We start from the raw sequence: 22,231 nt of genomic DNA, 5'->3' as shown, positions 1-22,231 counted from the left end.
CTCGGCGGCGCTGAGCAGATAATGCAGGTTCTTCCGCCGCGCGTAGTCGCGGATCACGATGTTCTGGACGTGCTGCGGAGTGCGGCTGCCGTTCAGCGGCCGGGCGCCGATATAGCCGCGATGGCCGGCTCGTTCAGCCATGGAAGCCTCCCGGCAGCTTGTACTGCATGCCGACGCGTGTTGCCGGGCGCAGCAGGATCGGTTCGAAGAACTCGCCGAAGCGCTTGTCCGCGTAGGGCGACATGATGCTCTTGAAGCGGCAGTTCATGCTCCAGCGCGTGCCGGGCTCCTCGTTGATGCGATTGCCGTGCATCAGGGTCTGGTTGAACAGCATCACGTGGCCGTAGGGGATCTCGATGAAGGTCGCGTGCGGCTTGATGGTCTTGTACAGCTCCTCGGCGCTGCGCAGGCTGGCCATTCGGTCCTGCATGTCGCCGTTCAGGGACGGCGGCAGCAGATACATCGATTTGGAGCGGTGGACGTCGACCAGCGGCACCCACACCACAACTTCGAACGGCGAGTCGCCCGACCAGACGTCGGAATGGGTGGCGAGCAGCGAGGAATCGTCACCTGGCAGCTGGATGCTGAGATTGACGCGGCGCTGCATGCAGAGCTCGTTGCCGACGATGGTCTCGATCGTCGAGCGCGCCAGGCGGAAATAGGTCGGCCGGAACCAGGGCTCGGCGTTGAGGCCGTTGAAGACGTGCAGCCGCAGGCCGTTGAGATCATCCACGTTCACCCGCGTGTGGATGGTGTCGAGCATCGCGTAGGGGTCGTTGTCGTGCGGCAGCTTCAGATAGTCCGCCGCGAGCTCGGCGGCGCGCCGCTGGATCCGGTCGAGCCCGGCGCGATCGTCGGCCGGCGTGGTGACGAAGCCGTCGTCGATGAAGCGTTGCGCCAGCGCCTGCTCATCGGCCTCGAGGAAAGCCGTGTCCGTCATGCAAAATACTCCCGGGCGGTCGCGCAAACATAGCTGATGTCCGAGGCCGAGAGGAACTGGTTGATGGGAAGCGTGAGGATCTGATCCGCCTGCCGCTCAGTCACCGGGAACGCGCCGCGACCGTGACCCAGATGCGCCGCCGCCTCCTGGAGGTGGATCGGTACCGGATAGTGGATCGCGGTCTCGATACCCTTGTCGGCAAGATATTTCTGGAAATCGTCGCGACGATCCGTCTGCACGACGAAGGTGTGGAAGGTGTTGAACTCGATGTTGCGGCAAACCGGGATGAACAGGGAAAGGCCGGCGAGCTCAGTGCGGTATTGCGAGGCGTTGCGGCGCCGGCGTTCGATGACGGAGGGCAGGTGACGCAGGCGAATGCGAAGCACCTCGGCCTGGACCGTGTCGAGGCGTGACACCATGCCCCACTCCTGGACGTCACCGCGATTGATCAGGCCGTGATTGCGCAGGCGTCGAATTCTCGCGGCCAGCTCGGCGTCGGCGGTGACGACGAAGCCGGCGTCGCCCGCGGCATTGAGATTCTTCAGCGGGTGGGCGGAGAAGCAGCCGAACGTTCCGATGGTCCCGCTCATCCGCCCGTCATAGGTCGAGCCGATGGCCTGCGCGCTGTCCTCGATCACGGCGAGAGCGTGCTTGGCCGCGATCGCCATCAGCGGGCTCATGTCGGCCATGCGTCCGGTCAGGTGCACCGGCATGATCGCCCTGGTCCGCGGGGTGACGGCGGCCTCGACCGCCGCCGGATCGATGTTCTGGTCCGGCAGCACGTCCGCAAACACCGGCTTGGCGCCAACAGCGACGATGGCGGCAGTCGATGCCACGAACGAATTCGGCGGGGTAATCACCTCGTCGCCGGGACCGATGTCGAGCGCCCTCAAGGACAGGATCAGCGCATCGGTGCCGGAATTGAGCGTCACCACATGCGGCGAGCCGAGATAAGTGGTGAGCTCTTCTTCGAGCTTCGCAACAGCCGCGCCGCCGATGAAATCGCCGCGCTGGAACACGCCCTCGACCGCCTGCATGATCTCGCCGCGCTCTTCCTCGAATTGCGCGGGAAGATTGACGTACCCGATGCGCCGGCGGCCGGTGTCAGCGTCCATGGCAGAACTTCCGGACGATCTCGATGACGCGGTCCTGTTGCGCCCGTGTCAGATGCTGGTCGACGGGGAAGCTGATGACTTCCTGGGCATGGCGGTCGGTGACCGGGAAGGTGCCCGGCCCGTAGCCGAGATGCTTGAGGCCTTCCTGCTGATACAGCGGGATGGGATAGTGGATCTTCGCTTCAATGCCGTTGTCCAGGCAGTATGCGTAAAGCTCGTCGCGACGCTCGGCGAACACCATGTAGAGATGGTAGACGTGCTTAACGTTGGGCCGGCGCGGCGGAATGCGCAGGCCGGGCAGGCCGCCGAGCCCCGCGTCGTAATAAGCCGCGTTCTCGATCCGGCGGCGCGTGATCTCGCTGGTCTGGCCGATCAGCCAGTTGCCGACCACCGCCTGAAGGGAATCGAGCCGCGAATTGCAGCCGAGGATCGCGATCTCGTCGCGATTCTTCATGCCGTGGTTGCGGATCAGGCGAAGCCGCTCGTTCATCCCGTCGTCATTGGTGACGACGACGCCGGCATCGCCCCAGACATTGAGGTTCTTGAGCGGATGCAGGGAGAAGCCGGCTGCGATGCCGTGGGTGCCGGAGCGCTTTCCCGCGAACTCCGACAGGATGCCCTGGCAGGAATCCTCGACGACGGGGATGTTGTGACGTTGGGCGATCGCCATCAGCTTGCCCATGTCGGTGACCTCGCCGGTCAACTGAACCGGCATGATCGCCTTGGTCTTCTCCGTGATCGCGGCTTCGACGTAGTCGACGTTCATGCAAAAGGAATCGTCGCAGTCGACCAGCACGGACGTCGCGCCGGTCTCCGCGATGGCGCCGACGGTGGCGATGAAGGTGTTCGCGGCGGTAATGACCTCGTCGCCATGACCGATGCCGAGCGCCTTGAGCGGCAGCTTGAGCGCATCGGTGCCCGATCCGACGCCGATGGCGTGACGTACGCCGATCAGCTCGGCAAAGCGCCGCTCGAATTCGGCGACTGGCTTGCCCAGGGTGAAATCACCGGTCGCCACCAGTCGGCCGATCTCGGCCAGGATCGGTGCCGGGTCGGAGAATTGCTCGAGCAGATAGGAATATCGAACGTCGTGCATGGGGCCCGTCAGGTGGAATGAAGTTGAGGAGAGGAGGTGTGCGAAGCGGCGAGCGCGCGCTCGATCGAGGTCGCAATGGCGCCGGCGGAAAGTCCATGCTTCTTCAGCAGCGAGTCCTGCGATCCGTAATTGTGCATGAACCGGTCCGGCAGCGACAGCCGAAGCATCGGGGGCAGGCCGAAGCCGAGCTTGTCGATCAGCGCCTCCGCGATCGCGCTGCCGAGGCCGCCGGAGGGCACGTGCTCCTCCAGTGTCGCCACCAGCTTGGTGCCCCGGATTGATTGCAGCAGCGTCTCGGTGTCGAGCGGCTTGACCGTGTGCATGTGCAGGATGCCGGCGCGAATGCCCTGCACAGCCAGCAGGTCGGCCGCAGCGAGTGCGCGCTGGAGCATGATGCCTGTCGTGACCATGACGACGTCGCCCGGTCGCCGCATCAGGATGGCCTTGCCGATCTCAAAGCCGTGCTCGGCCTTCGAGACGACGGCGTCGCCACCCTTGCCGAGCCGGATGTAGATCGGCCCGGTCCAGTCGAGCGTCTGCTCCATCAGCCGCGCCGCCTCGTCGGCGTCGCACGGGCAGACCACTGTCATGTTCGGCAGCGCCCGCATGATGGCGATGTCCTCGATCGCCTGGTGGGTGGGGCCGAGCGGCGCATAGACCAGCCCGCCGCCATTGGCGATCAGCCGCACCGGCAGATTGTGCAGGCAAAGATCGACGGCGACCTGCTCGTAGCAGCGGCGGGTGAGGAATGTCGCGATGGTGTTGACGTAGGGCACGAAGCCTTCCATCGCGAGACCGGCCGACATGCCGATGATGTGCGCTTCCGAAATGCCTTCGATCAGGTGGCGCTTGGGAAACTCCTTGCTCATCGCGCGCAAGGTGCCCGCGCCGGGATCGGAGCCGATGTAGAGCACACGCTCGTCGCGCGTGGCGAGCTTGTGGACCATGTTCATCGCGGTATTGCGCATGGGAAGCCGATCAAAAATCGCCGACAGCGACGCGGATGGCGCCGAGCTCGCTGTCGGTCAGCTTGTTCTTGTGATGCCAATCGGCGTTGGATTCCGCGGCCGGCAGACCCTTGCCCTTGACCGTATGACAGATGACCGCGGTGGGTTTTCCCGGAACGGCCGGTACCTGCTTCAGGACAGCGCGCAGGGCACCGACGTCGTGGCCGTTGAGCTCCTGCACCGCAAAGCCGAAGCTGCGCCATTTGTCCGCGAGTGGCTCCAGCGGCAGGACATAGTCGGTGGGGCCGTAGCTCTGCAGCTTGTTGTAGTCGATCAGCGCGACCAGATTGTCGAGCCCGTGCTTGGCCGCGCCCATTGCAGCCTCCCACAACCGAGCCCTCGTTGATCTCGCCGTCGCCGAGCAGAACGAAGGTGCGGTAGCTGCGCTCGCGCATGCGTGCGGCAAGCGCAAGGCCGACACCGATCGACAGGCCGTGTCCAAGTGCGCCGGTCGACGCCTCGACGCCCGGCACCATTCCGTATTCGGGATGTCCGCCCAAAATGCTGTCGGGGCCGCAGAAGCCGTCGAGCTCCGACAGGGGAAAGAAGCCGCGATCGGCCAGCAGCGCATAGAGCGCCAGACACCCGTGCCCCTTGCTGAGGATCGCGCGGTCGCGGGCCGGATCGCGCGGGTTGTTCGGATCGATCCGCAGCACGTCGTCGTAGAGTACGCGGACCATTTCGATCAGCGACAATGCCGGACCGACATGTCCGCGTCCCGCGGAGCGGACAGAACCGAGGACCAGTCGGCGCAGATAAAGGCTACGCTCGTCCAGCGTGCAGGTGAGGGCGGCTTCAGCGTGGGGCGAGATCTGGGTCACTTCGGTAAATCTGTTGGGCTAATCGTCTGGTGAAGCCGGCGGGCTTTGTCGAGCTGACCGGCGAGGCGGATCGTAACATCGCCACCTTGTGCAGCCATTGCGCGCCGGGAGCGGCTGTCCGGCAAATAGGCGTTCAGGACAATCAGGCACCAGATTCCCTTGAACACAGGATACAGTACGTCACGGCGGATCGCAAACGCGTCATCGCCCGCCTCGAAGGCGCGCGACAGCCGTTTGACCAAGCGATTCGCGCTCGCCTCCGGCAGGTCGCTGCCGGGGTGAATGGCGGTGTCGGACACGAGCTTGACCGGATCGTCCCAGCCGAAATATTCGAAGTCGATGAATCGCAAGCACCCGCCTTCGGCGCGCAACGCGTTGTGCAGTCCGAAATCGGACGGACTTAGCGCGCGATGGTTGGGCGCAAGGTCCGCTGCGGGATCCCGGCCCAGTTCGGCGTAGCGCCGGCGGAGCTGCCGAATCGCGACGTCAGTGCTGGGAACCAGGCTGCCTTCGATGAACGCGCGCAGGTCGGGATGATCATCCGAGACCCGCCGCAGTCCGTCCAGGCGCTGCTCGTACTGGGCGATGGCTGCCTCGGGCGAAAAGATGCTGGCTGAGGCGTTGCGCAAATTTTGCGCGCCTTCGGCGGCGCGCAGTTTCTGCAACGCTATCAGGAAATCGGCGAGTTGGTCGGCGTCGTCGCCCTGCGGGCGCAGCACCGCCGCCTCGCCGTCGAACCATTGGTACAGCGCGCAGAACGCATCCGCGTCCTTTGCGACCGGCCGCGGTGTCGACATGATGCCGTGGCGCGACAGAAACGAGAGCGCGGCATATTCCTGTCCCAGGCGATCGCGTCCGTCGGACGGATATTGCTTGAGGGCAAGGGGCGGTCCCTCCGCCATCTCCAGCCGAAACACCCTGTTGTTGCCGCCGGACCGTGCCGGCTGGGCGGCTACGACACGCGCACCGGCCAAGCGGCTGCCGATCGCGATCGCATCCGGCGCGGTGATGTTGGTCTCGCTCATGCCGCAAACACCTCGCGGCGAATATCGGCCCATGTCGCGATCGGCTTGCAGTGTTCGGGGTGGGGAGGCTGCGACCGCGTGAACAGAATCGATCGCGTGGCCTTCGGAAAATGCGGTTGCTCGAAGACGTCGACGAGATCGTCGATGAAGACGTCGAGCCCCAGGCCCGCGATTCTCTCAACCTTGGCGGCCAGTGTATCCTCGAAATAGACGTCGCCGACGGCCAGCGCCGCATCCGCAGCGTCGATCAGGCCGGCTCGTCGTAGCCAGCTGCGCGCGGCGTCACGCAGGTCGGTGCGGTCGGGGTCCTGATGACCGAATCGAGTCTTGTGGCTGAGGATGGAGACCTTCGAGCCGGCCTGCCTGCACGCCGCCAGGAATTCCCGCACCCCCGGATAGATTCCGGCGCCGCCAATTCCCTTGCCGTAGACGAAGCCTTGCAGCCCTTGCCAGGCCAACTCGCCGCCCGCGCGGGAGCGGAGAGTGGTCCCGCACGTCGGTCTTCAGCCCCTCCCACCCCTCCGGCACCAGCCCACGCTGACTTGCGACGGCGGCAAAGACCTTGTCGTAGCAGATGATCGTGTTGTCGAAATCGATGCCGATCCGCACGCCGCTCACTTCAGGCTGATGTTCTGCATCATCTTGATGTTGAAGTACCGGGGGTCGTTGAGCGAGTTCGGCAGGCGGCCGCCCTTGAAGGCGTTGACAAGGCCGGACACGGCCTGCTCGATCGTGTGGGTCGGCGCAAAGCCGAGCTCGCGGCGGATCTTCTCCGAAGAGACGTGGTAGGAGCGGAGATCGTCGGTCGGCTCAACGGCGACGTCGACATTGCTGCCGACCACCGACTTGACGATGTCGGCGATCTTCATCAGCGAGTGGTTCTCGTAGCCGATATTGTAGGTCTTGCCGTCGATCTTCGCGTCGTCCTGCTGGAGCAGGAACAGATAGGCCGCGGACATGTCCTCGATGTGCAGATTGGGCCGGCGCTGCGTTCCCCCGAACACGCGGATGCGGCCGGTGTTGACCGCGAGATTGGTCAGGATGTTGACGACGACGTCGAGCCGCTGCCGCGGTGCGTAGCCGCAGACGGTGGCGGGACGAACCGTGCAGGCGACGAACCCGGACGCCGCCTCGTCGGCGAGGTCGGTCTCGCACATCGCCTTGAACTTCGAATAGTCCGTGAGCGGCTCGCAGGACAGGTCCTCGGTCACCTCGGCCTCGTCCTTGATGCCGTAGACGCTGGACGAGGAGGCGTAGATGAAGCGCTTGATGCCCGCCTTCTTGGCGGCGCGCACCATCGGCCGGAAGCAGTCGTAATTGATGGATTTTCCGAGCCCCGGATCCAGCTCGAACGACGGATCGTTGGAGATGCAGGCGAGGTGGATCACGGCGTCGTTGCCGCGCAGGGCCTCGTTGATCGCGGCTTCATCGCGGATGTCGCCCTTGATCAGGCGCAGATTTGGATTGTTGCGGACGGCATCGAAGACATCGTCGCCATACATGAACAGGTCGAGCACGGTGACCTTGTGGCCCGCGGCGAGCAAGTGGGGAACCAGCACGCTGCCGACATAGCCGGCGCCACCGGTGACCATCACATTCCATTTTTGACCAATCACTGTCGTTCTCCAGTATTTGCCGTTCGCGCTACTTCAACAACGCAGTGACGAACTTGACCAGCGGCACCTTTTCGACCGAGCTGCGGTGGCCGACGATCCCGACCTTGATCGCGCCGGCCGCGTTGCCGATGAAGGCGACGTCCTCGATATTGCCGCCGGCGGCGACCAGCGGCGCGGTGATCGTCAGGAAGGCGTCCCCCGCGCCGACGGTGTCGACGACGGTCTTGGTGAAGGCGGGAACGCGCGCGACGCCGGTTTTCGAAGAGAACGGGTAGCAGCCGAAGGAGCCGTGCGTGATAATCATGTTGTCGCAGTCGATCTTGCTGTGCAAGCCGGCCTCGATCACGGATGCGATGTCGCTGAACTTGTCGGTTGCCGCCAGACGCGCCTCCGGCGCGTCGATGCAGATGTAATCAGCACGCGGATATCTCGTGATCAGGTTGTAGCCGTGATTGCCGCTATTGCTCTGGGCATTGACCGCCAGGAAATTGGAGTTCGCGATCAGGGCGTCGATCGTGCTCGAGGCGATCATGCCGTGACCGAAATCGGTGACGATCACCACGTCGGCGCCGCGCACGCGCTCCGTCGTGATACGGTCGATCTCCTTGCGATCGGCCTCGTCGAGCGGCGTGTCGTCCATGGTGTAGACTTCGAACAGCTTGTGCAGATATCCCAGCTCGACGAACCGCGATTTGCGGGTGGTCGGACGGCCCTGAATGCGAATCGGCGTCAGCGTGACGTTCGGGCGGACATGCGCGCGGATGAACTCTTCAGGGTAGTCGTTGCCGCCCAGCGTCGTGACGATCTCCACCGATTTGCAGAAGCTCGCGACATGGTTCGCCGCGGCAATGACGCCGCCGGCAAATTGCTCGCCGTTCTTGAATAGCGTGGCGACGATGTTTTCCTTCGAGGCCTTTCCGAGCGCCGTGACGTACTGGTATTCGTCGATGATGGTGTCGCCGACCAGCACGACGTGCATGTCCTGCACCTTGTCGATCAGCTTCAGCAGACGGTCGGCGCCGCCACCTTCACGGACCTTTTGCAGGTAGTCGCGGAGTGGAGGATCGTAGATGTCGAAGTACCGGTTCACCAGCGACGAGGAGCTGAAGGTCACGTCGCGCGTGAACACGATGCGTCCGCCGTGACGCTCGACGGCGTCGCGCTCGGTCCTGATCTTGCCGGTCACGTCGTCTTCGGGGTTCTCGTAGTCGGACCCCTTCACATAGATGTCCGGCCGCACCGTATCGAGAATCGGCTCGGCGCTGGAGGTGTGATTGATGCCGACCCAATCGACGTTCGCGAGCGAGGCCAGCATCTCGGCCCGCATGTTTTCGGGGAAGATCGGCCGCCCCGGCCCCTTGTTGACGTGACGGTCGGCGGTGATCGTCACCATGACGACGTCGCCTTCGTTGTGCGCGGCCTGGATGTGCCTGATGTGGCCGAGATGCACGAGGTCGAAGACGCCGTGGCAGAGTGCGACCTTCCGGCCCTGCGCTTGTGCAGATCGCGCGATCTCGCCGAGTTCCTCGATTGTCTTGATCTTTTCGTGCGCCGCCAGTTGGGCGGTTGGCGCGGGATTGTCGGTCGGAAGATTGCCCATGTGATAACCCAAAGCGCCGGCCGATCTCAGTCGGCCGGCCCGGAATTGATCGATTCGCGGCAACGATATCCGGCGAACCTGTTCACTAGCTTGCCTTCTGCGGCGTGCCGGACGCGGCGTCGCTGTCGTCACCGAGATACTTGAACCAGTCTTTGGTCGCGTCCGCGATCTTGTCCACCGTCCACAGCGGTGCGTCCTTGTACTGATCCATCGATTTCAGCATCGTCGCGACGCCGTCCTCGAATTTGACCTTCGGCGTCCATTTCAGTGATCCGCTTGATCTTGGTGATGTCGGCATAGGTGCAATCGGGCTCGCCGGGACGCTTGGGAATGTGGACCTTGTCGCCGCCGAGAAGCTCGATCAGCCGGTTGACGCTGTAGGTGTTGTCGGAGCCGACGTTGAAAATTTCGTTCGAGACCTCGGACCGCGCTGCGGTCACGAAAGCGTCGGCGACATCGCTGACGAAGGTGAAGTCGCGGGTCTGCCCGCCGTCGCCGACCACCGTGAAGGGCTTGCCGGCGAGCTTCTGGGCCATGAACACACCGAACACGGCGCCGTAGGTGCCCGTGGTGCGATGGCGCGGCCCGTAGACGTTGAACAGGCGCAGCGCGACGGCGGGCAGCTTGTAAACCTGGCACCAGTGCATGACGCACTGCTCGCCGAGATTCTTGGTGAGCGCATAGGGATACATCGGCCGGATCTCGGCGCTCTCCGGCGTCGGATAGACGTCGGGAATTCCGTAGCAGGACGACGACGCGGCATAAACGAGAGCGGCCGACGCCCGCCTGCCGTGCAGCCTCGAGAACGTTGACCGTGCCGTCGACATTGGCGCGGTGATACGGGATCGGGGACTCGATCGAGGGAACGATGTCGGCCAGCGCGGCGAGATGGAAGACCCAGTCGATGCCGTCGAAATGGGGCTTGATCGATTCGAGTTCGGTGACGTCGGCCCGCACGATCTTCAGTCGACTCGAATCGGCGCGCGAGGCGAGATTTTCGGCGCGTCCGATCACGAAATTATCGAGCGCGATGACCTCGTGCCCGTCGTCGAGGAGACGATCGACGAGGTGACTGCCGATGAAGCCCGCGCCACCGGTAACGATGCATTTCATGGGGAACATCCGTGATGCGAATGCCCAGCGAAACAGGCTCGCCAATGTTGAGTGGAGTCGGAAACCGAATCGGCTGCTAGCACACTCTGCAGGTATTATACCTTTGCAATCGCTGGTGATAGCCGGTATCAGGGCGTCATGTCGCCGTCGAGCCGCGAGCCCATGCCTGCCGAGTCCGTCGATCCCGATCACAAGGCTTTCCTCGACGATTATGTGGCGCGCCTCCATCGCGCGACGGAGGTTGACGACGGGGTTTTCGCCAGGATCTCCGCCACCCGCGCGACCTGGTTGCGCGCGCGAGAGCAGGGCGGTCGCATCATCTTCATCGGCAATGGCGGCTCGGCCGGCATCGCTTCGCATCTCGCTATCGATCTGGCGAAGAACGCATCAGTGCCCGCACTCTGCTTCAGCGATGCCAGCATGATGTCGTGCCTTGCCAATGATTACGGTTTCGAGGATTGGCTCGCGCATGCGGTGCGGCTGAGCGCTCGCGCCGGCGATTGCCTCGTCGCGATCAGCTCGTCGGGGCGCTCGAAGAACATCCTCAATGCGGTCGCGCAGGCGCGGACGATGAAGCTCGACGTGATCACGCTGTCGGGCATGAATGCGGACAATCCGCTGCGCAATCTCGGCGACGTCGATTTTTACGTCGATAGCCGCAGCTACAACATCGTCGAGACCACGCACCAGTTCTGGATGATGGCCGCGATCGACCTCGTCATCGGTCGCGCGGAATATCCGGCATCCTGAGGCGGGAATTCGATGCAGTCGCGATTGAAGCAGGCGGCCTATTTTCGGTGAAGCTGCTGCTGTTGATCGCCGTGCCGGTGTACATTGGGCGCGCCACCCTTGACTCTCTTGACCAATGCCGTCGATCTGATCTTCACAGGGTGAGATTGCCTCATCCGCCCGCATGTCTCCGTTTTCCGGTCCCACGATGAAAAACCTGTTCTACGTCCGGCATACCTGCCGCCTCTGTCATTCGGACAAGCAGGAGCTGGTCGTCCCGATGGCAGGCATGCCCATCGGCACGCCGAACTTCCAGGTGCCGAACGCCAGCGTCGACGATCCCGTCTTTCGCGCCGCCGTGCCGATGGCGCTGCACCTGTGCGCAGACTGCGGCCATCTCCAGATTCTGCACGTCGGCAATCCGGAGATCCAGTACCGCAACTACGTCTACACCACCTCGCTCTCGCTCGGCCTGCGGGAGCATTTCGCGGGCTATGCCAACGACGTCGTCAGCCGTTTCGCCATCGCGCCGGGCTCGCTGGTCGTCGAACTCGGCAGCAATGACGGATCGCTGCTCGGCTTCTTTAGGGAGCGCGGCATGCGGGTGCTGGGTGTCGATCCCGCCGTCGACATCGCACGGCGGGCGACGGAAGCGGGGATCGAGACCATCGGCGATTTCTTCACCGATGTCATTGGTCACCGCATCCTGCAAAGCCACGGTGCGGCGAGCGTCGTGATCGCCAACAACATGATCGCCAATGTCGACAATCTCGATCCGCTGGTGATCGGGGTCCGCGACGTGCTGGCGCCGGACGGGCTGTTCGTTTTCGAAACGCAGTACGGCGTCGACGTCACCGAGAAGAACCTTCTCGACACCGTCTATCACGAGCATCTGTCGTATTTTAACATCAAGCCGCTGACGCGCTTCTTCGCGCGGCTCGGCATGGAAGTGATCGACGTCCAGCACATCGAGACCAAGGGCGGCTCCATCCGCGTGACGGTGCAGCGTGCCGGCGGCCCGAAGAAGCCTTCCGCGGAGGTCGCGCGCTTCATCGGCGAGGAAGACCGGCTCGGCGTCGACCAGCCCACCTACTATGTGCCCTATGCGCGGAGGATCGCCGCCATCCGCGACGAGTTGGTCGCGATGGCCGATGCCGCCCATGCGCGCGGTCAACTCGTGGCCGGCTACGGCGTGTCTGTCGGTACCACGACCCTGCTGCCGCAGTTCGGCCTGGAGACGAAGATCGACTTCCTGGTGGACGACGACCCCAAGAAGGGGAACGTGATGGCCGGCCCGGGCTACGACATCCCGATCCTGTCGCCCGCCGCCCTTTACGAGCGCAAGCCGGCATTCGTCGTCGTTTTCGCATGGCGCTACGTGGATCCGATCCGGGCCAAGCATGCCCGCTATTTCGCAGAGGGCGGAAAGGTTCATTGTGCCGTTGCCGGGCATCTCGACGATCGATCGGGCCGATTGACCGCCCCAAGTCGCTACCAAGTCGCTAGAAGGGGCCCCAGGAGAGGGGGACCCAGGGTGTCGTTCTGCAAAGAACCGGCGGAGGGCATGGGACCGCGCTTTGCAGGCGGCCGATAAGCCCTTGATCGGCATGGTCTCTGCTCGGTCGCCCGCGGAGGCCGGTTTACCCGCTGGCACCCTCTCGATCTTGACCTTTGCTCCCATCCGCAGTAGATACCGCCCACTCGCAGCCGGCCCGTTAGACGCGGATCTCCGGCGCGGCTTTGAAATCCCCGAACAATCGAGCCCGGATTCCGGCTCATCCTTCGAGACAGAGGGCTGGGCCAACGGCGGCTGTTCGGATCCCTGAAATTCATTCGCGTCTGTCGACGGACGTTGGACATCAAACGATGGCAGTCAGCCCGTTCAAGTTCTTGCAGGAAGTGCGCGCGGAGACCGCCAAGGTCACCTGGCCGACCCGCCGTGAGACGACCATCACCACCATCATGGTGTTCGTCATGGTCGCCGTGGCCTCGATCTTCTTCTTCGCCGCCGACCAGGTCATCCGTTACCTCATCACCTTCCTTCTGGGCATCCACTGATGGCAACAGCAACGGCTCAATTGTCTGACAAGCGCTGGTACATCGTCCACGCCTATTCGAACTTCGAGAAGAAGGTCGCCGAATCGATCCGCGAGCAGGCCAAGCAGCGTGGGCTCGAGGAGCTGTTCGAGCTGGTGCTGGTTCCGACCGAGAAGGTCACGGAAGTGCGCCGCGGCCGCAAGATCGACGCCGAGCGCAAGTTCTTCCCGGGCTACGTGCTGGTGAAGATGAAGCTGACCGACGAGGCGTTTCATCTGATCAAGAACACGCCGAAGGTGACCGGCTTCCTCGGCGCGGAAAACAAGCCGATGCCGATCTCGGAAGCCGAGGCCATGCGCATCCTGCATCAGGTGCAGGAGGGCGTGGAACGGCCGAAGGCGTCGGTATCGTTCGAGATCGGCGAGAACGTGCGCGTGGCCGACGGCCCGTTCGCCTCGTTCTCGGGTGTCGTCGAGGAAATCGACGAGGCGCGCTCGCGCGTGAAGGTCGCGGTGTCGATCTTCGGCCGCGCCACGCCGGTCGAACTGGAATTCGGTCAGGTCGAGAAGGTCTGATCGGGTAGGCGTGAGACTTCTGTCTCACGCAACAAGAGGCCGTGGGAGGGAGAGGGCGGTTGCCAGCCGCATCCGACCCAGACCACGAACCTGAAACCGCCGGTCCAGGCCGGCACAACAGGAGTGATACATGGCAAAGAAAGTGACCGGATACCTGAAGCTTCAGGTCCCGGCCGGTGCGGCGAATCCTTCGCCCCCGATCGGTCCCGCGCTTGGTCAGCGCGGTCTCAACATTATGGAGTTCTGCAAGGCGTTCAACGCCCAGACCCAGAAGGAAGAGAAGAACACCCCCATCCCGGTGGTCATCACCATCTATGCGGACCGTTCCTTCACCTTCGAGATGAAGACGCCGCCGATGTCCTTCTTCCTCAAGCAGGCTGCCAAGATCCAGTCCGGCTCGAAGGCGCCGGGCCGCGACAAGGCCGGCGCGGTGACCAAGGCGCAAGTGCGCGAGATCGCCGAGAAGAAGATGAAGGATCTCAATTGCGATACCATCGAATCGGCCATGAAGATGGTCGAGGGCTCTGCCCGCTCGATGGGTCTGGAAGTGGCAGGGTAAGCGGTCATGGCAATCGGAAAGCGTTTGAACAAAGCCCGCGAAGGTGTTGATCGCGAAAAGCTTTACCCGCTCGCGGACGCCATCAAGATGGTCAAGGAACGCGCGAAAGCGAAGTTCGACGAGACCATCGAGGTCGCGATCAATCTCGGCGTCGATCCGCGTCACGCCGACCAGATGGTCCGCGGCGTCGTGACCCTGCCGAACGGCACCGGCCGTACGCTCCGCGTCGGCGTGTTCGCCCGCGGCGCCAAGGCTGATGAAGCCAAGGCTGCGGGTGCCGACGTCGTCGGCGCCGAAGACCTGGTCGAAAAGGTGCAGAACGGCACGATCGATTTCGATCGTTGTATTGCGACCCCCGACATGATGCCGCTGGTCGGCCGTCTCGGTAAGGTGCTGGGCCCGCGCGGCCTGATGCCGAACCCGAAGATCGGCACCGTGACCATGGACGTCACTGGCGCGGTGAAGGGTGCCAAGGGCGGCTCGGTCGAGTTCCGTGTCGAGAAGGCCGGCATCCTGCAGGCCGGCGTCGGCAAGGCCTCGTTCTCCGAGGAGAAACTGGTCGAGAACATCAAGGCCCTGGCTGACGCTGTCTCCAAGGCCAAGCCGGCTGGCTCCAAGGGCACCTACATCCAGCGCGTTGCGGTGTCCTCGTCGATGGGCCCCGGCGTGAAGGTCGAGCCGGGCACCATTCTCGGCTAGGGTTTGTAAATGCATGAGGCGAGGGGCGGAATCGGGCAACCGATTCCGCCCCTCGTCGTTTGTGACGGTGTTCACTGGAAACAAGAACAATGACTGACAAGGTCCTGATCTACTCGCGCTTTCCCAAAACGATGATGGCGCGCTTCGCCGAGCGGTTCGAGCTGCTCGACACCGGCGGCAAGCCCGCGCGCGAGGTGTTTTCGGCCGACGAGCTCGGTGGCATCCGCGCGGTGCTCACCGCGGGCGGCACGCCGCTCGGCGTGGAGGCGATGGACCTGTTTCCAAAGCTCGGCACCATCGTCTGCTACGGCACCGGCTATGACGGCGTCGATCTGAAGGCCGCCGCCGCGCGCAACATTGCGGTCGGCCACAGCCCCGGCGCCAATGCGGCCTCGGTCGCCGATATCGCAATGACCTTGATGCTGGCGACGACGCGACGGATCCTGGTTGCCGACCAATATGTCCGCAGCGGCGATTGGGCTGCCTCAAAGCAGTCGCCGATGATGCGCCCGCAGGCCGGCATGCCCGGCCGCCGTATCGGCGTCTACGGCATGGGCGAGATCGGCCGCAAGATCGCGGCGCGCTGCGCCGCCTTCGAGAGCGAAATCGGCTATTTCAGCCGCAGCAAACACGATCTGCCATATCAATATTTCCCGACGCTGGAGGCGCTCGCCGACTGGAGCAGCGTGCTGATGATCGCGGTCCGGGCAGGGGCCGAGACCCAGCACGCCGTCAGCGCCGATATCCTCAAGCGGCTCGGGGCGGACGGCTACGTCGTCAACATCTCCCGCGGCTCGGTGATCGACGAGAAGGCCCTGGTGACGGCTCTCACCGAGAAGACCATCGCCGGCGCGGGTCTCGACGTCTACGACAAGGAACCGCACGCGCCAGACGCGCTGACGGCGCTGCCCAATGTGGTGTTCGCCCCCCATATCGGCGGCCATACCCTCGAATCGCATGTTGCCATGCAGGGCTGCGTGCTGGCGAACCTGACCGCATTTTTCGAGGGCAAGCCGCTGCCTTATGGGGTCAAATGAGCCTGAATCGGCCCTTGTTGGCCCGGGTCAAGCGCCAGCGGCAACGGATTGGAACTGGTGTGAATTTTGCTCTTGGCAAGCAGGCCCTGAGCGGTTAAAGAACCGCTTCCGGACGTACCGGCCCTGGCTGGCGCGTTCGTGCACGCATTCCGAAAAACCCGATACGACAGGAGATCATTCCTTTTCAGGACGTCCGCAAGGATTTGCCGGAAAAGGAAGGAAAACCCGTCGGATGGTGGAATGCGGGCAGGGGTCGGGCGGTTCGCCGGCTGACCTTGTCCTGTCCAAGACTGCAGGCGCCCGCGGGGAATCTCGATTTCTCAACGGCTTAATCGCATGGCCTGCATAGACGGGTGAAGACCGGATTTCACTTCGTGTCCACCTTAGGGTTGGCTGCGGAATGGGTTTGGTTCGGACCTCGACACGCCGTGGGCTCCAATGGGCTCCCGGAGGGCAGGCTTTGAATTGTCGTCTCGCCCGGCGCGTGTCCGAAGGGTTTTGGCCCAGAGGTTCAGGTTTTGGGTGGGACGATGGGTGCAACCCGGTGGTCCCGTTTCTCGCGATGACCGCCAACCGGAAAGAGCTTGCTGTGGAACGAGCGGCAAAAAAGGAAGCGGTCGAACAGCTCAATGGCATCTTCAAGGCCACGAGCGTCGCGGTCGTTGCCCAATATTCCGGCCTGACCGTTGTCCAGATGCAGAAGCTGCGCATGCAGATGAAGCAGGCTGGCGCCTCGGTGAAGGTCTCGAAGAACCGTCTCGCCAAAATTGCTCTTGAAGGCACTGACGTCGTTGCCATCGGTTCCATGTTGAAGGGACCGACTGTGATCGCCACTTCGGACGATCCGGTAGCGGCGCCAAAGGTCGCCGTCGAATTCGCCAAGGCGAACGAAAAGTTCGTCATCATTGGCGGCTCGATGGGAACGACCGTCCTGAATGTCGACGGCGTGAAGGCACTTGCCTCGCTGCCGTCGCTTGACGAACTGCGCGCCAAGATCGTCGGCCTTCTTGTGGCCCCGGCGACCAAGATCGCTCAGCTCGCCAATGCGCCCGCGGGCAAGCTCGCGCGCGTCATCCAGGCTTATGCCTCAAAGAGCGAAGCGGCCTGACGCCCTTCGCAAAACTCAAACCCGAACCAGATTACATTCAAGGAAACTGAACAATGGCTGACTTGCAGAAGATCGTTGACGACCTCTCGAGCCTCACCGTGCTCGAAGCTGCCGAACTCGCGAAGCTCCTCGAAGAGAAGTGGGGCGTTTCGGCTGCCGCGGCTGTCGCCGTGGCCGGCCCGGCTGGTGGTGGCGCTGCCGCCGCTCCGGCCGAAGAGAAGACCGAGTTCACGGTCGTTCTTGCCGCCGCCGGCGACAAGAAGATCGAGGTCATCAAGGAAGTCCGCGCCATCACCGGCCTGGGCCTGAAGGAAGCAAAGGACCTTGTCGAGGGCGCGCCGAAGCCTGTCAAGGAAGGCGTGAACAAGGACGAAGCCGAGAAGCTCAAGGCCCAGCTCGAGAAGGCTGGCGCGAAGGTCGAGCTCAAGTAAGCAACGCTTACTGATACGAGATCCCGGTGAGCATCAGCGAAACCGGGATCTCGGTCCACTCCCCGAAAGGGTGGGCCAGATGCAAAAGGCGTGCGACGGAACGGCCCGACGCAGGTCGAACACGAAAAAGTGTGGGGATTTGAGGCTTTACCCCTCGAATCTGCACTACTGTCGTCCCATATCGGGTCGACAGCACGAAAGCGCGGTGGGCAGGGATGCCGGGTTTCCCTGTAAGCCGTTGGGAGAGCAAGCTATTTCGGGCTTTTGCAGTCCGTGAAGAGAATGGTTGTGACGGGCGGGCGCGCTACTGCGCCCCGCGCGTCGTTTTGCGTTTTGAAGGTCTGAAGAACAGATTCAGGACATTCCTGCCTGAAACTGAGTCTCCGGTCCTCCAAAGCGGGTTCGAAAAATTCAACCCGGGGAGCGGCGGTAGCCGCGTTCCGGACGGCGCGCCCAGATCGGGCGCCGAAAATGAGAGGCCACGATGGCGCAGCAGACATTCACCGGTCGCAAACGCGTTCGCAAGTTCTTCGGACACATCAAGGAAGTTGCCGAGATGCCGAACCTCATCGAGGTTCAGAAGGCATCTTATGACCAGTTCCTGATGGTCGACGAGCCCCAGGGCGGGCGGTCCGATGAGGGCTTGCAGGCAGTGTTCCGCTCGGTGTTCCCGATCTCTGACTTCTCGGGCACCTCGATGCTGGAATTCGTCCGCTACGAGTTCGAGCCGCCGAAATACGACGTCGACGAGTGCCGCCAGCGCGGCATGACCTTCGCCGCACCCCTCAAGGTGACGCTGCGCCTCATCGTGTTCGATATCGACGAGGAAACCGGCGCGAAGTCGGTCAAGGACATCAAGGAGCAGGACGTCTACATGGGCGACATCCCGCTCATGACGATGAACGGCACCTTCATCGTCAACGGCACCGAGCGCGTCATCGTCTCGCAGATGCACCGCTCGCCCGGCGTGTTCTTCGACCACGACAAGGGCAAGACCCATTCCTCGGGCAAGCTGCTGTTCGCCGCCCGGGTGATCCCGTATCGCGGCTCATGGCTCGACATCGAGTTCGACGCCAAGGACATCGTCTATGCGCGTATCGACCGTCGCCGCAAGCTTCCGGTGACGTCGCTGATGTTCGCGCTCGGCCTCGACGGCGAGGCGATCCTCAGCACCTTCTACAAGAAGATCCAGTACAAGCGGATCAAGGAAGGCTGGCGTGTTCCGTTCGACGCCAATCGTTTCCGCGGCTACTCGACCATCAACGACCTGATCGACGCCGATACCGGCAAGGTCGTGCTCGAAGCCGGCAAGAAGCTCACCGTGCGCGGTGCGCGCCAGATGCAGGAGAAGGGCCTGAAGGCGCTGCGCCTGTCGGATGCGGAGCTCGTCGGCAACTACATCGCCGAGGACCTCGTCAATCCGAAGACCGGCGAGATCCACGCGGAAGCCGGTGAAGAGATCACCGACAAGTCGATGAAGGCTCTCAACGAGCACGGCTACAAGGAGCTGCCGCTGCTCGACATCGACCACGTCAATGTCGGCGCCTACATCCGCAACACACTCTCGGCCGACAAGAACATGACGCGCGAGGACGCGCTGTTCGACATCTACCGCGTGATGCGTCCGGGCGAGCCGCCGACGCTGGATTCGGCGCAGGCGATGTTCCAGTCGCTGTTCTTCGACGCCGAGCGTTACGACCTCTCAGCGGTCGGCCGCGTCAAGATGAACATGCGCCTCGACCTCGATGCGCCCGACACCCAGCGCACGCTGCGTAAGGAAGACATCCTCTCCGTCATCAAGACGCTGGTGGATTTGCGCGACGGCAAGGGCGAGATCGACGACATCGACCATCTCGGCAACCGCCGTGTGCGTTCGGTCGGCGAGCTCATGGAGAACCAGTACCGCATCGGCTTGCTCCGCATGGAGCGCGCGATCAAGGAGCGCATGTCCTCGGTCGACATCGACACGGTCATGCCGCAGGAACCTGATCAACGCGAAGCCGGCGGCCGCCGCCGTGCGCGAGTTCTTCGGCTCCTCGCAGCTCTCGCAGTTCATGGACCAGACCAACCCGCTGTCGGAGATCACCCACAAGCGCCGTCTCTCGGCGCTTGGACCGGGCGGTCTGACCCGCGAGCGCGCCGGCTTCGAGGTGCGCGACGTGCATCCGACGCATTACGGCCGCATCTGCCCGATCGAGACGCCGGAAGGTCCGAACATCGGCCTGATCAACTCGCTCGCGACTTTCGCGCGCGTGAACAAGTACGGCTTCGTCGAGACGCCTTACCGCAAGGTCAAGGACGGGCGCGTCACCGACGAGGTCGTGTACCTCTCGGCGATGGAAGAGGGTCGCTACACGGTCGCGCAGGCCAACGTGCCGCTCGATCCGAAGGGCCGCTTCACCGAAGATCTCGTGGTCTGCCGTCACGCCGGCGAAGTCTTGCCGGTGACCCCGGACAAGGTCGACTATATGGACGTGTCGCCGAAGCAGCTCGTTTCGGTCGCAGCCGCGCTGATCCCGTTCCTCGAGAACGACGACGCCAACCGCGCGCTGATGGGCTCGAACATGCAGCGCCAGGCGGTGCCGCTGGTTCGCGCCGAGGCGCCGTTCGTCGGCACCGGCATGGAAGGCGTGGTTGCGCGTGACTCGGGTGCTGCGATCGCGGCGCGCCGTTCGGGCGTGATCGACCAGATCGACGCAACCCGCGTCGTCATCCGCGCCACGGAAGATCTCGATCCGACCAAGTCGGGCGTCGATATCTACCGGCTGATGAAGTATCAGCGCTCGAACCAATCGACCTGCATCAACCAGCGTCCGCTGGTGAAGGTCGGCGACATCGTCAAGAAGGGCGACATCATCGCCGACGGCCCGTCGACCGATCTCGGCGAGCTCGCGCTCGGCCGCAACGTGCTGGTCGCGTTCATGCCGTGGAACGGCTACAACTTCGAAGACTCGATCCTGCTCTCCGAGCGGATCGTGAAGGAAGACGTGTTTACCTCAATTCATATCGAAGAATTCGAGGTGATGGCCCGCGACACCAAGCTCGGACCCGAGGAAATCACCCGCGACATTCCGAACGTGTCGGAAGAAGCGCTGAAGAACCTCGACGAAGCCGGTATCGTGTACATCGGCGCGGAAGTGCGCGCCGGCGACATCCTGGTCGGCAAGATCACTCCGAAGGGCGAAAGCCCGATGACGCCGGAAGAAAAGCTCCTGCGCGCCATCTTCGGTGAAAAGGCTTCCGACGTTCGCGACACCTCGCTGCGCGTTCCTCCGGGCGTGCAGGGCACCATCGTCGAAGTGCGCGTGTTCAACCGTCACGGCGTCGACAAGGACGAGCGTGCGCTGGCGATCGAGCGGGAAGAGATCGAACGTCTGGCCAAGGACCGCGACGACGAGCAGGCGATTCTGGACCGCAACGTCTACAACCGTCTTGCCGAGTTGCTCGAGGGACGGCAGGGCATTGCCGGTCCGAAGGGCTTCAAGAAGGACACCAAGATCACCCGTGCGGTGCTCGAGGAGTACCCGAAGTCGCAGTGGTGGCTGTTCGCTTCGCCGAACGACAAGCTGATGGCCGAGATCGAGGCCATGCGGAAGCAGTACGACGAGTCGAAGAAGGGGCTGGAACAGCGCTTCCTCGACAAGGTCGAAAAGCTTCAGCGCGGTGACGAATTGCCGCCCGGCGTGATGAAGATGGTCAAGGTCTTCGTCGCGGTGAAGCGCAAGATCCAGCCCGGCGACAAGATGGCCGGCCGCCACGGCAACAAGGGCGTGGTGTCGAAGATCGTGCCGATCGAAGACATGCCGTTCCTCGAAGACGGTACGCATGCCGACATCGTGCTCAATCCGCTCGGCGTGCCCTCGCGCATGAACGTTGGACAGATCCTCGAGACCCATCTCGGCTGGGCCTGTGCCGGCCTCGGCAAGCGTATCGGCCAGACGGTCGATGCCTACCTGTCGAGGCAGGACATCAAGCCGCTGAAGGAAACCTTGAAGAAGGTCTACGGCGAGGACGAGACGATCAAGTCGCTCAACGACAACGAGTTGATCGAGCTCGGCCACAATCTGAGCCGCGGCGTGCCGATCGCGACGCCGGTGTTCGACGGCGCCAAGGAAGCGGACATCGAGGAGATGCTGAAGCTTGCCGGTCTCGACGCTTCGGGTCAATCGACCGTCTATGACGGCCGCACCGGCGATGCCTTCGATCGCAAGGTGACGGTGGGCTACATCTACATGCTCAAGCTGCACCATCTCGTCGACGACAAGATCCACGCGCGTTCGATCGGTCCGTACTCGCTCGTCACCCAGCAGCCGCTGGGCGGCAAGGCGCAGTTCGGCGGCCAGCGCTTCGGCGAAATGGAAGTGTGGGCGCTCGAGGCTTACGGCGCGGCGTACACGCTCCAGGAAATGCTGACCGTGAAGTCGGACGACGTCGCCGGCCGTACCAAGGTGTACGAGGCGATCGTGCGTGGCGACGACACCTTCGAGGCCGGTATTCCGGAATCGTTCAACGTGCTGGTCAAGGAAATGCGCTCGCTCGGCCTCAACGTCGACCTGCACAATTCCAAGGTCGGACCGGGGACGGCGGAAGCAGCCGAGTAAGACGACCCTCATGCCCGGCCTGAACGGCCGGGCATCGGCGCCTAGTCCCCGAGTCGCGAGGGCAGGGCGCCCCGCATAGTGATTTTCGAATTTGCTGCCGGAGGCGACCGGCACGCGAGGAG

General features: G+C 63.4%; 18 protein-coding genes and 4 pseudogenes. 10 read left to right on the top strand and 12 right to left on the bottom strand.

The genetic code is table 11. From position 1 onward, the window contains the following. Positions 1-51: 51 nt before the first annotated feature. The 12 genes and pseudogenes from ACVWW3_RS15055 to ACVWW3_RS15000 all read right to left on the bottom strand — a co-directional run. Positions 52-141, bottom strand: a pseudogene (locus ACVWW3_RS15055) (LIC12192 family sporadic carbohydrate cluster protein); the annotation flags it as partial. After that, positions 134-940 carry a sporadic carbohydrate cluster 2OG-Fe(II) oxygenase gene (locus tag ACVWW3_RS15050; protein ID WP_456649487.1) on the bottom strand — a complete coding sequence of 269 codons (807 nt, stop codon included), beginning with the start codon at positions 938-940 and terminating at the stop codon, positions 134-136. The gene ACVWW3_RS15050 and the pseudogene ACVWW3_RS15055, both read right to left, overlap by 8 nt. Then, entirely contained in the window at positions 937-2,055 is a 1,119-nt protein-coding gene (locus ACVWW3_RS15045) for a DegT/DnrJ/EryC1/StrS family aminotransferase (protein WP_456649488.1), read from the bottom strand. The genes ACVWW3_RS15050 and ACVWW3_RS15045 overlap by 4 nt, the downstream gene beginning before the upstream one ends. Beyond that, on the bottom strand, positions 2,045-3,151 hold the full coding sequence (locus ACVWW3_RS15040; RefSeq protein ID WP_456649489.1) for a DegT/DnrJ/EryC1/StrS family aminotransferase: 1,107 nt from the start codon (positions 3,149-3,151) through the stop codon (positions 2,045-2,047). The genes ACVWW3_RS15045 and ACVWW3_RS15040 overlap by 11 nt, the downstream gene beginning before the upstream one ends. Before the next feature lie 8 nt (positions 3,152-3,159). Next, positions 3,160-4,119: a transketolase family protein gene (locus ACVWW3_RS15035; RefSeq protein WP_456649490.1), complete on the bottom strand. Its 960-nt coding sequence runs from the start codon at positions 4,117-4,119 to the stop codon at positions 3,160-3,162. A 10-nt stretch (positions 4,120-4,129) separates the two neighbouring features. After that, a complete protein-coding gene (locus ACVWW3_RS15030) occupies positions 4,130-4,474 on the bottom strand; it encodes a hypothetical protein (RefSeq protein ID WP_456671999.1) in 345 nt (114 codons plus the stop codon). Positions 4,475-4,547: 73 nt separating this feature from the next. Then, positions 4,548-4,979, bottom strand: a pseudogene (locus ACVWW3_RS15025) (transketolase); the annotation flags it as partial. After that, complete coding sequence (locus tag ACVWW3_RS15020) at positions 4,976-5,896, bottom strand: phosphotransferase (RefSeq protein ID WP_456649491.1); 921 nt, start codon at positions 5,894-5,896, stop codon at positions 4,976-4,978. The pseudogene ACVWW3_RS15025 and the gene ACVWW3_RS15020, both read right to left, overlap by 4 nt. Before the next feature lie 104 nt (positions 5,897-6,000). Next, positions 6,001-6,462 carry a hypothetical protein gene (locus tag ACVWW3_RS15015; protein WP_456671998.1) on the bottom strand — a complete coding sequence of 154 codons (462 nt, stop codon included), beginning with the start codon at positions 6,460-6,462 and terminating at the stop codon, positions 6,001-6,003. 156 nt (positions 6,463-6,618) lie between these two features. Next, positions 6,619-7,620 carry an NAD-dependent epimerase/dehydratase family protein gene (locus ACVWW3_RS15010; RefSeq protein ID WP_247445982.1) on the bottom strand — a complete coding sequence of 334 codons (1,002 nt, stop codon included), beginning with the start codon at positions 7,618-7,620 and terminating at the stop codon, positions 6,619-6,621. A gap of 28 nt (positions 7,621-7,648) precedes the next feature. Next, positions 7,649-9,220: a PfkB family carbohydrate kinase gene (locus ACVWW3_RS15005; RefSeq protein ID WP_456649493.1), complete on the bottom strand. Its 1,572-nt coding sequence runs from the start codon at positions 9,218-9,220 to the stop codon at positions 7,649-7,651. Positions 9,221-9,348: 128 nt separating this feature from the next. Continuing rightward, positions 9,349-10,333 (bottom strand): annotated as a pseudogene (locus tag ACVWW3_RS15000) (SDR family oxidoreductase). A 162-nt stretch (positions 10,334-10,495) separates the two neighbouring features. Here ACVWW3_RS15000 and ACVWW3_RS14995 point away from each other — a divergent pair. The 10 genes and pseudogenes from ACVWW3_RS14995 to rpoB all read left to right on the top strand — a co-directional run bounded on the left by ACVWW3_RS14995 (position 10,496) and on the right by rpoB (position 22,109). Beyond that, complete coding sequence (locus ACVWW3_RS14995; RefSeq protein ID WP_354050841.1) at positions 10,496-11,083, top strand: SIS domain-containing protein; 588 nt, start codon at positions 10,496-10,498, stop codon at positions 11,081-11,083. 259 nt (positions 11,084-11,342) lie between these two features. Then, on the top strand, positions 11,343-12,656 hold the full coding sequence (locus ACVWW3_RS14990) for a methyltransferase domain-containing protein (RefSeq protein WP_456671997.1): 1,314 nt from the start codon (positions 11,343-11,345) through the stop codon (positions 12,654-12,656). A gap of 272 nt (positions 12,657-12,928) precedes the next feature. Then, entirely contained in the window at positions 12,929-13,120 is a 192-nt protein-coding gene (gene secE / locus ACVWW3_RS14985) for a preprotein translocase subunit SecE (protein ID WP_456649496.1), read from the top strand. Further along, entirely contained in the window at positions 13,120-13,674 is a 555-nt protein-coding gene (gene nusG / locus ACVWW3_RS14980; protein ID WP_007602985.1) for a transcription termination/antitermination protein NusG, read from the top strand. Before secE ends, nusG begins: the two co-directional genes overlap by 1 nt. Before the next feature lie 130 nt (positions 13,675-13,804). After that, positions 13,805-14,233, top strand: coding sequence for a 50S ribosomal protein L11 (rplK, locus tag ACVWW3_RS14975; RefSeq protein ID WP_045008228.1), 429 nt, complete (start codon positions 13,805-13,807; stop codon positions 14,231-14,233). Positions 14,234-14,239: 6 nt separating this feature from the next. After that, positions 14,240-14,932 (top strand): 50S ribosomal protein L1, encoded by a 693-nt coding sequence (rplA, locus tag ACVWW3_RS14970; RefSeq protein ID WP_092034881.1) that lies wholly within the window; start codon positions 14,240-14,242, stop codon positions 14,930-14,932. Between the two features lie 89 nt (positions 14,933-15,021). Continuing rightward, entirely contained in the window at positions 15,022-15,969 is a 948-nt protein-coding gene (locus ACVWW3_RS14965) for a 2-hydroxyacid dehydrogenase (RefSeq protein WP_456649497.1), read from the top strand. Between the two features lie 589 nt (positions 15,970-16,558). Further along, complete coding sequence (rplJ, locus tag ACVWW3_RS14960; RefSeq protein ID WP_247341276.1) at positions 16,559-17,077, top strand: 50S ribosomal protein L10; 519 nt, start codon at positions 16,559-16,561, stop codon at positions 17,075-17,077. Between the two features lie 53 nt (positions 17,078-17,130). Further along, positions 17,131-17,508 carry a 50S ribosomal protein L7/L12 gene (rplL, locus tag ACVWW3_RS14955; protein WP_007602994.1) on the top strand — a complete coding sequence of 126 codons (378 nt, stop codon included), beginning with the start codon at positions 17,131-17,133 and terminating at the stop codon, positions 17,506-17,508. 484 nt (positions 17,509-17,992) lie between these two features. After that, a pseudogene (rpoB, locus tag ACVWW3_RS14950) lies at positions 17,993-22,109 on the top strand (DNA-directed RNA polymerase subunit beta). Positions 22,110-22,231: the final 122 nt, after the last annotated feature.

It is taken from the genome of Bradyrhizobium sp. LM2.9, assembly GCF_054056555.1.
This window is presented reverse-complemented; position numbering and strand designations above follow the sequence as displayed.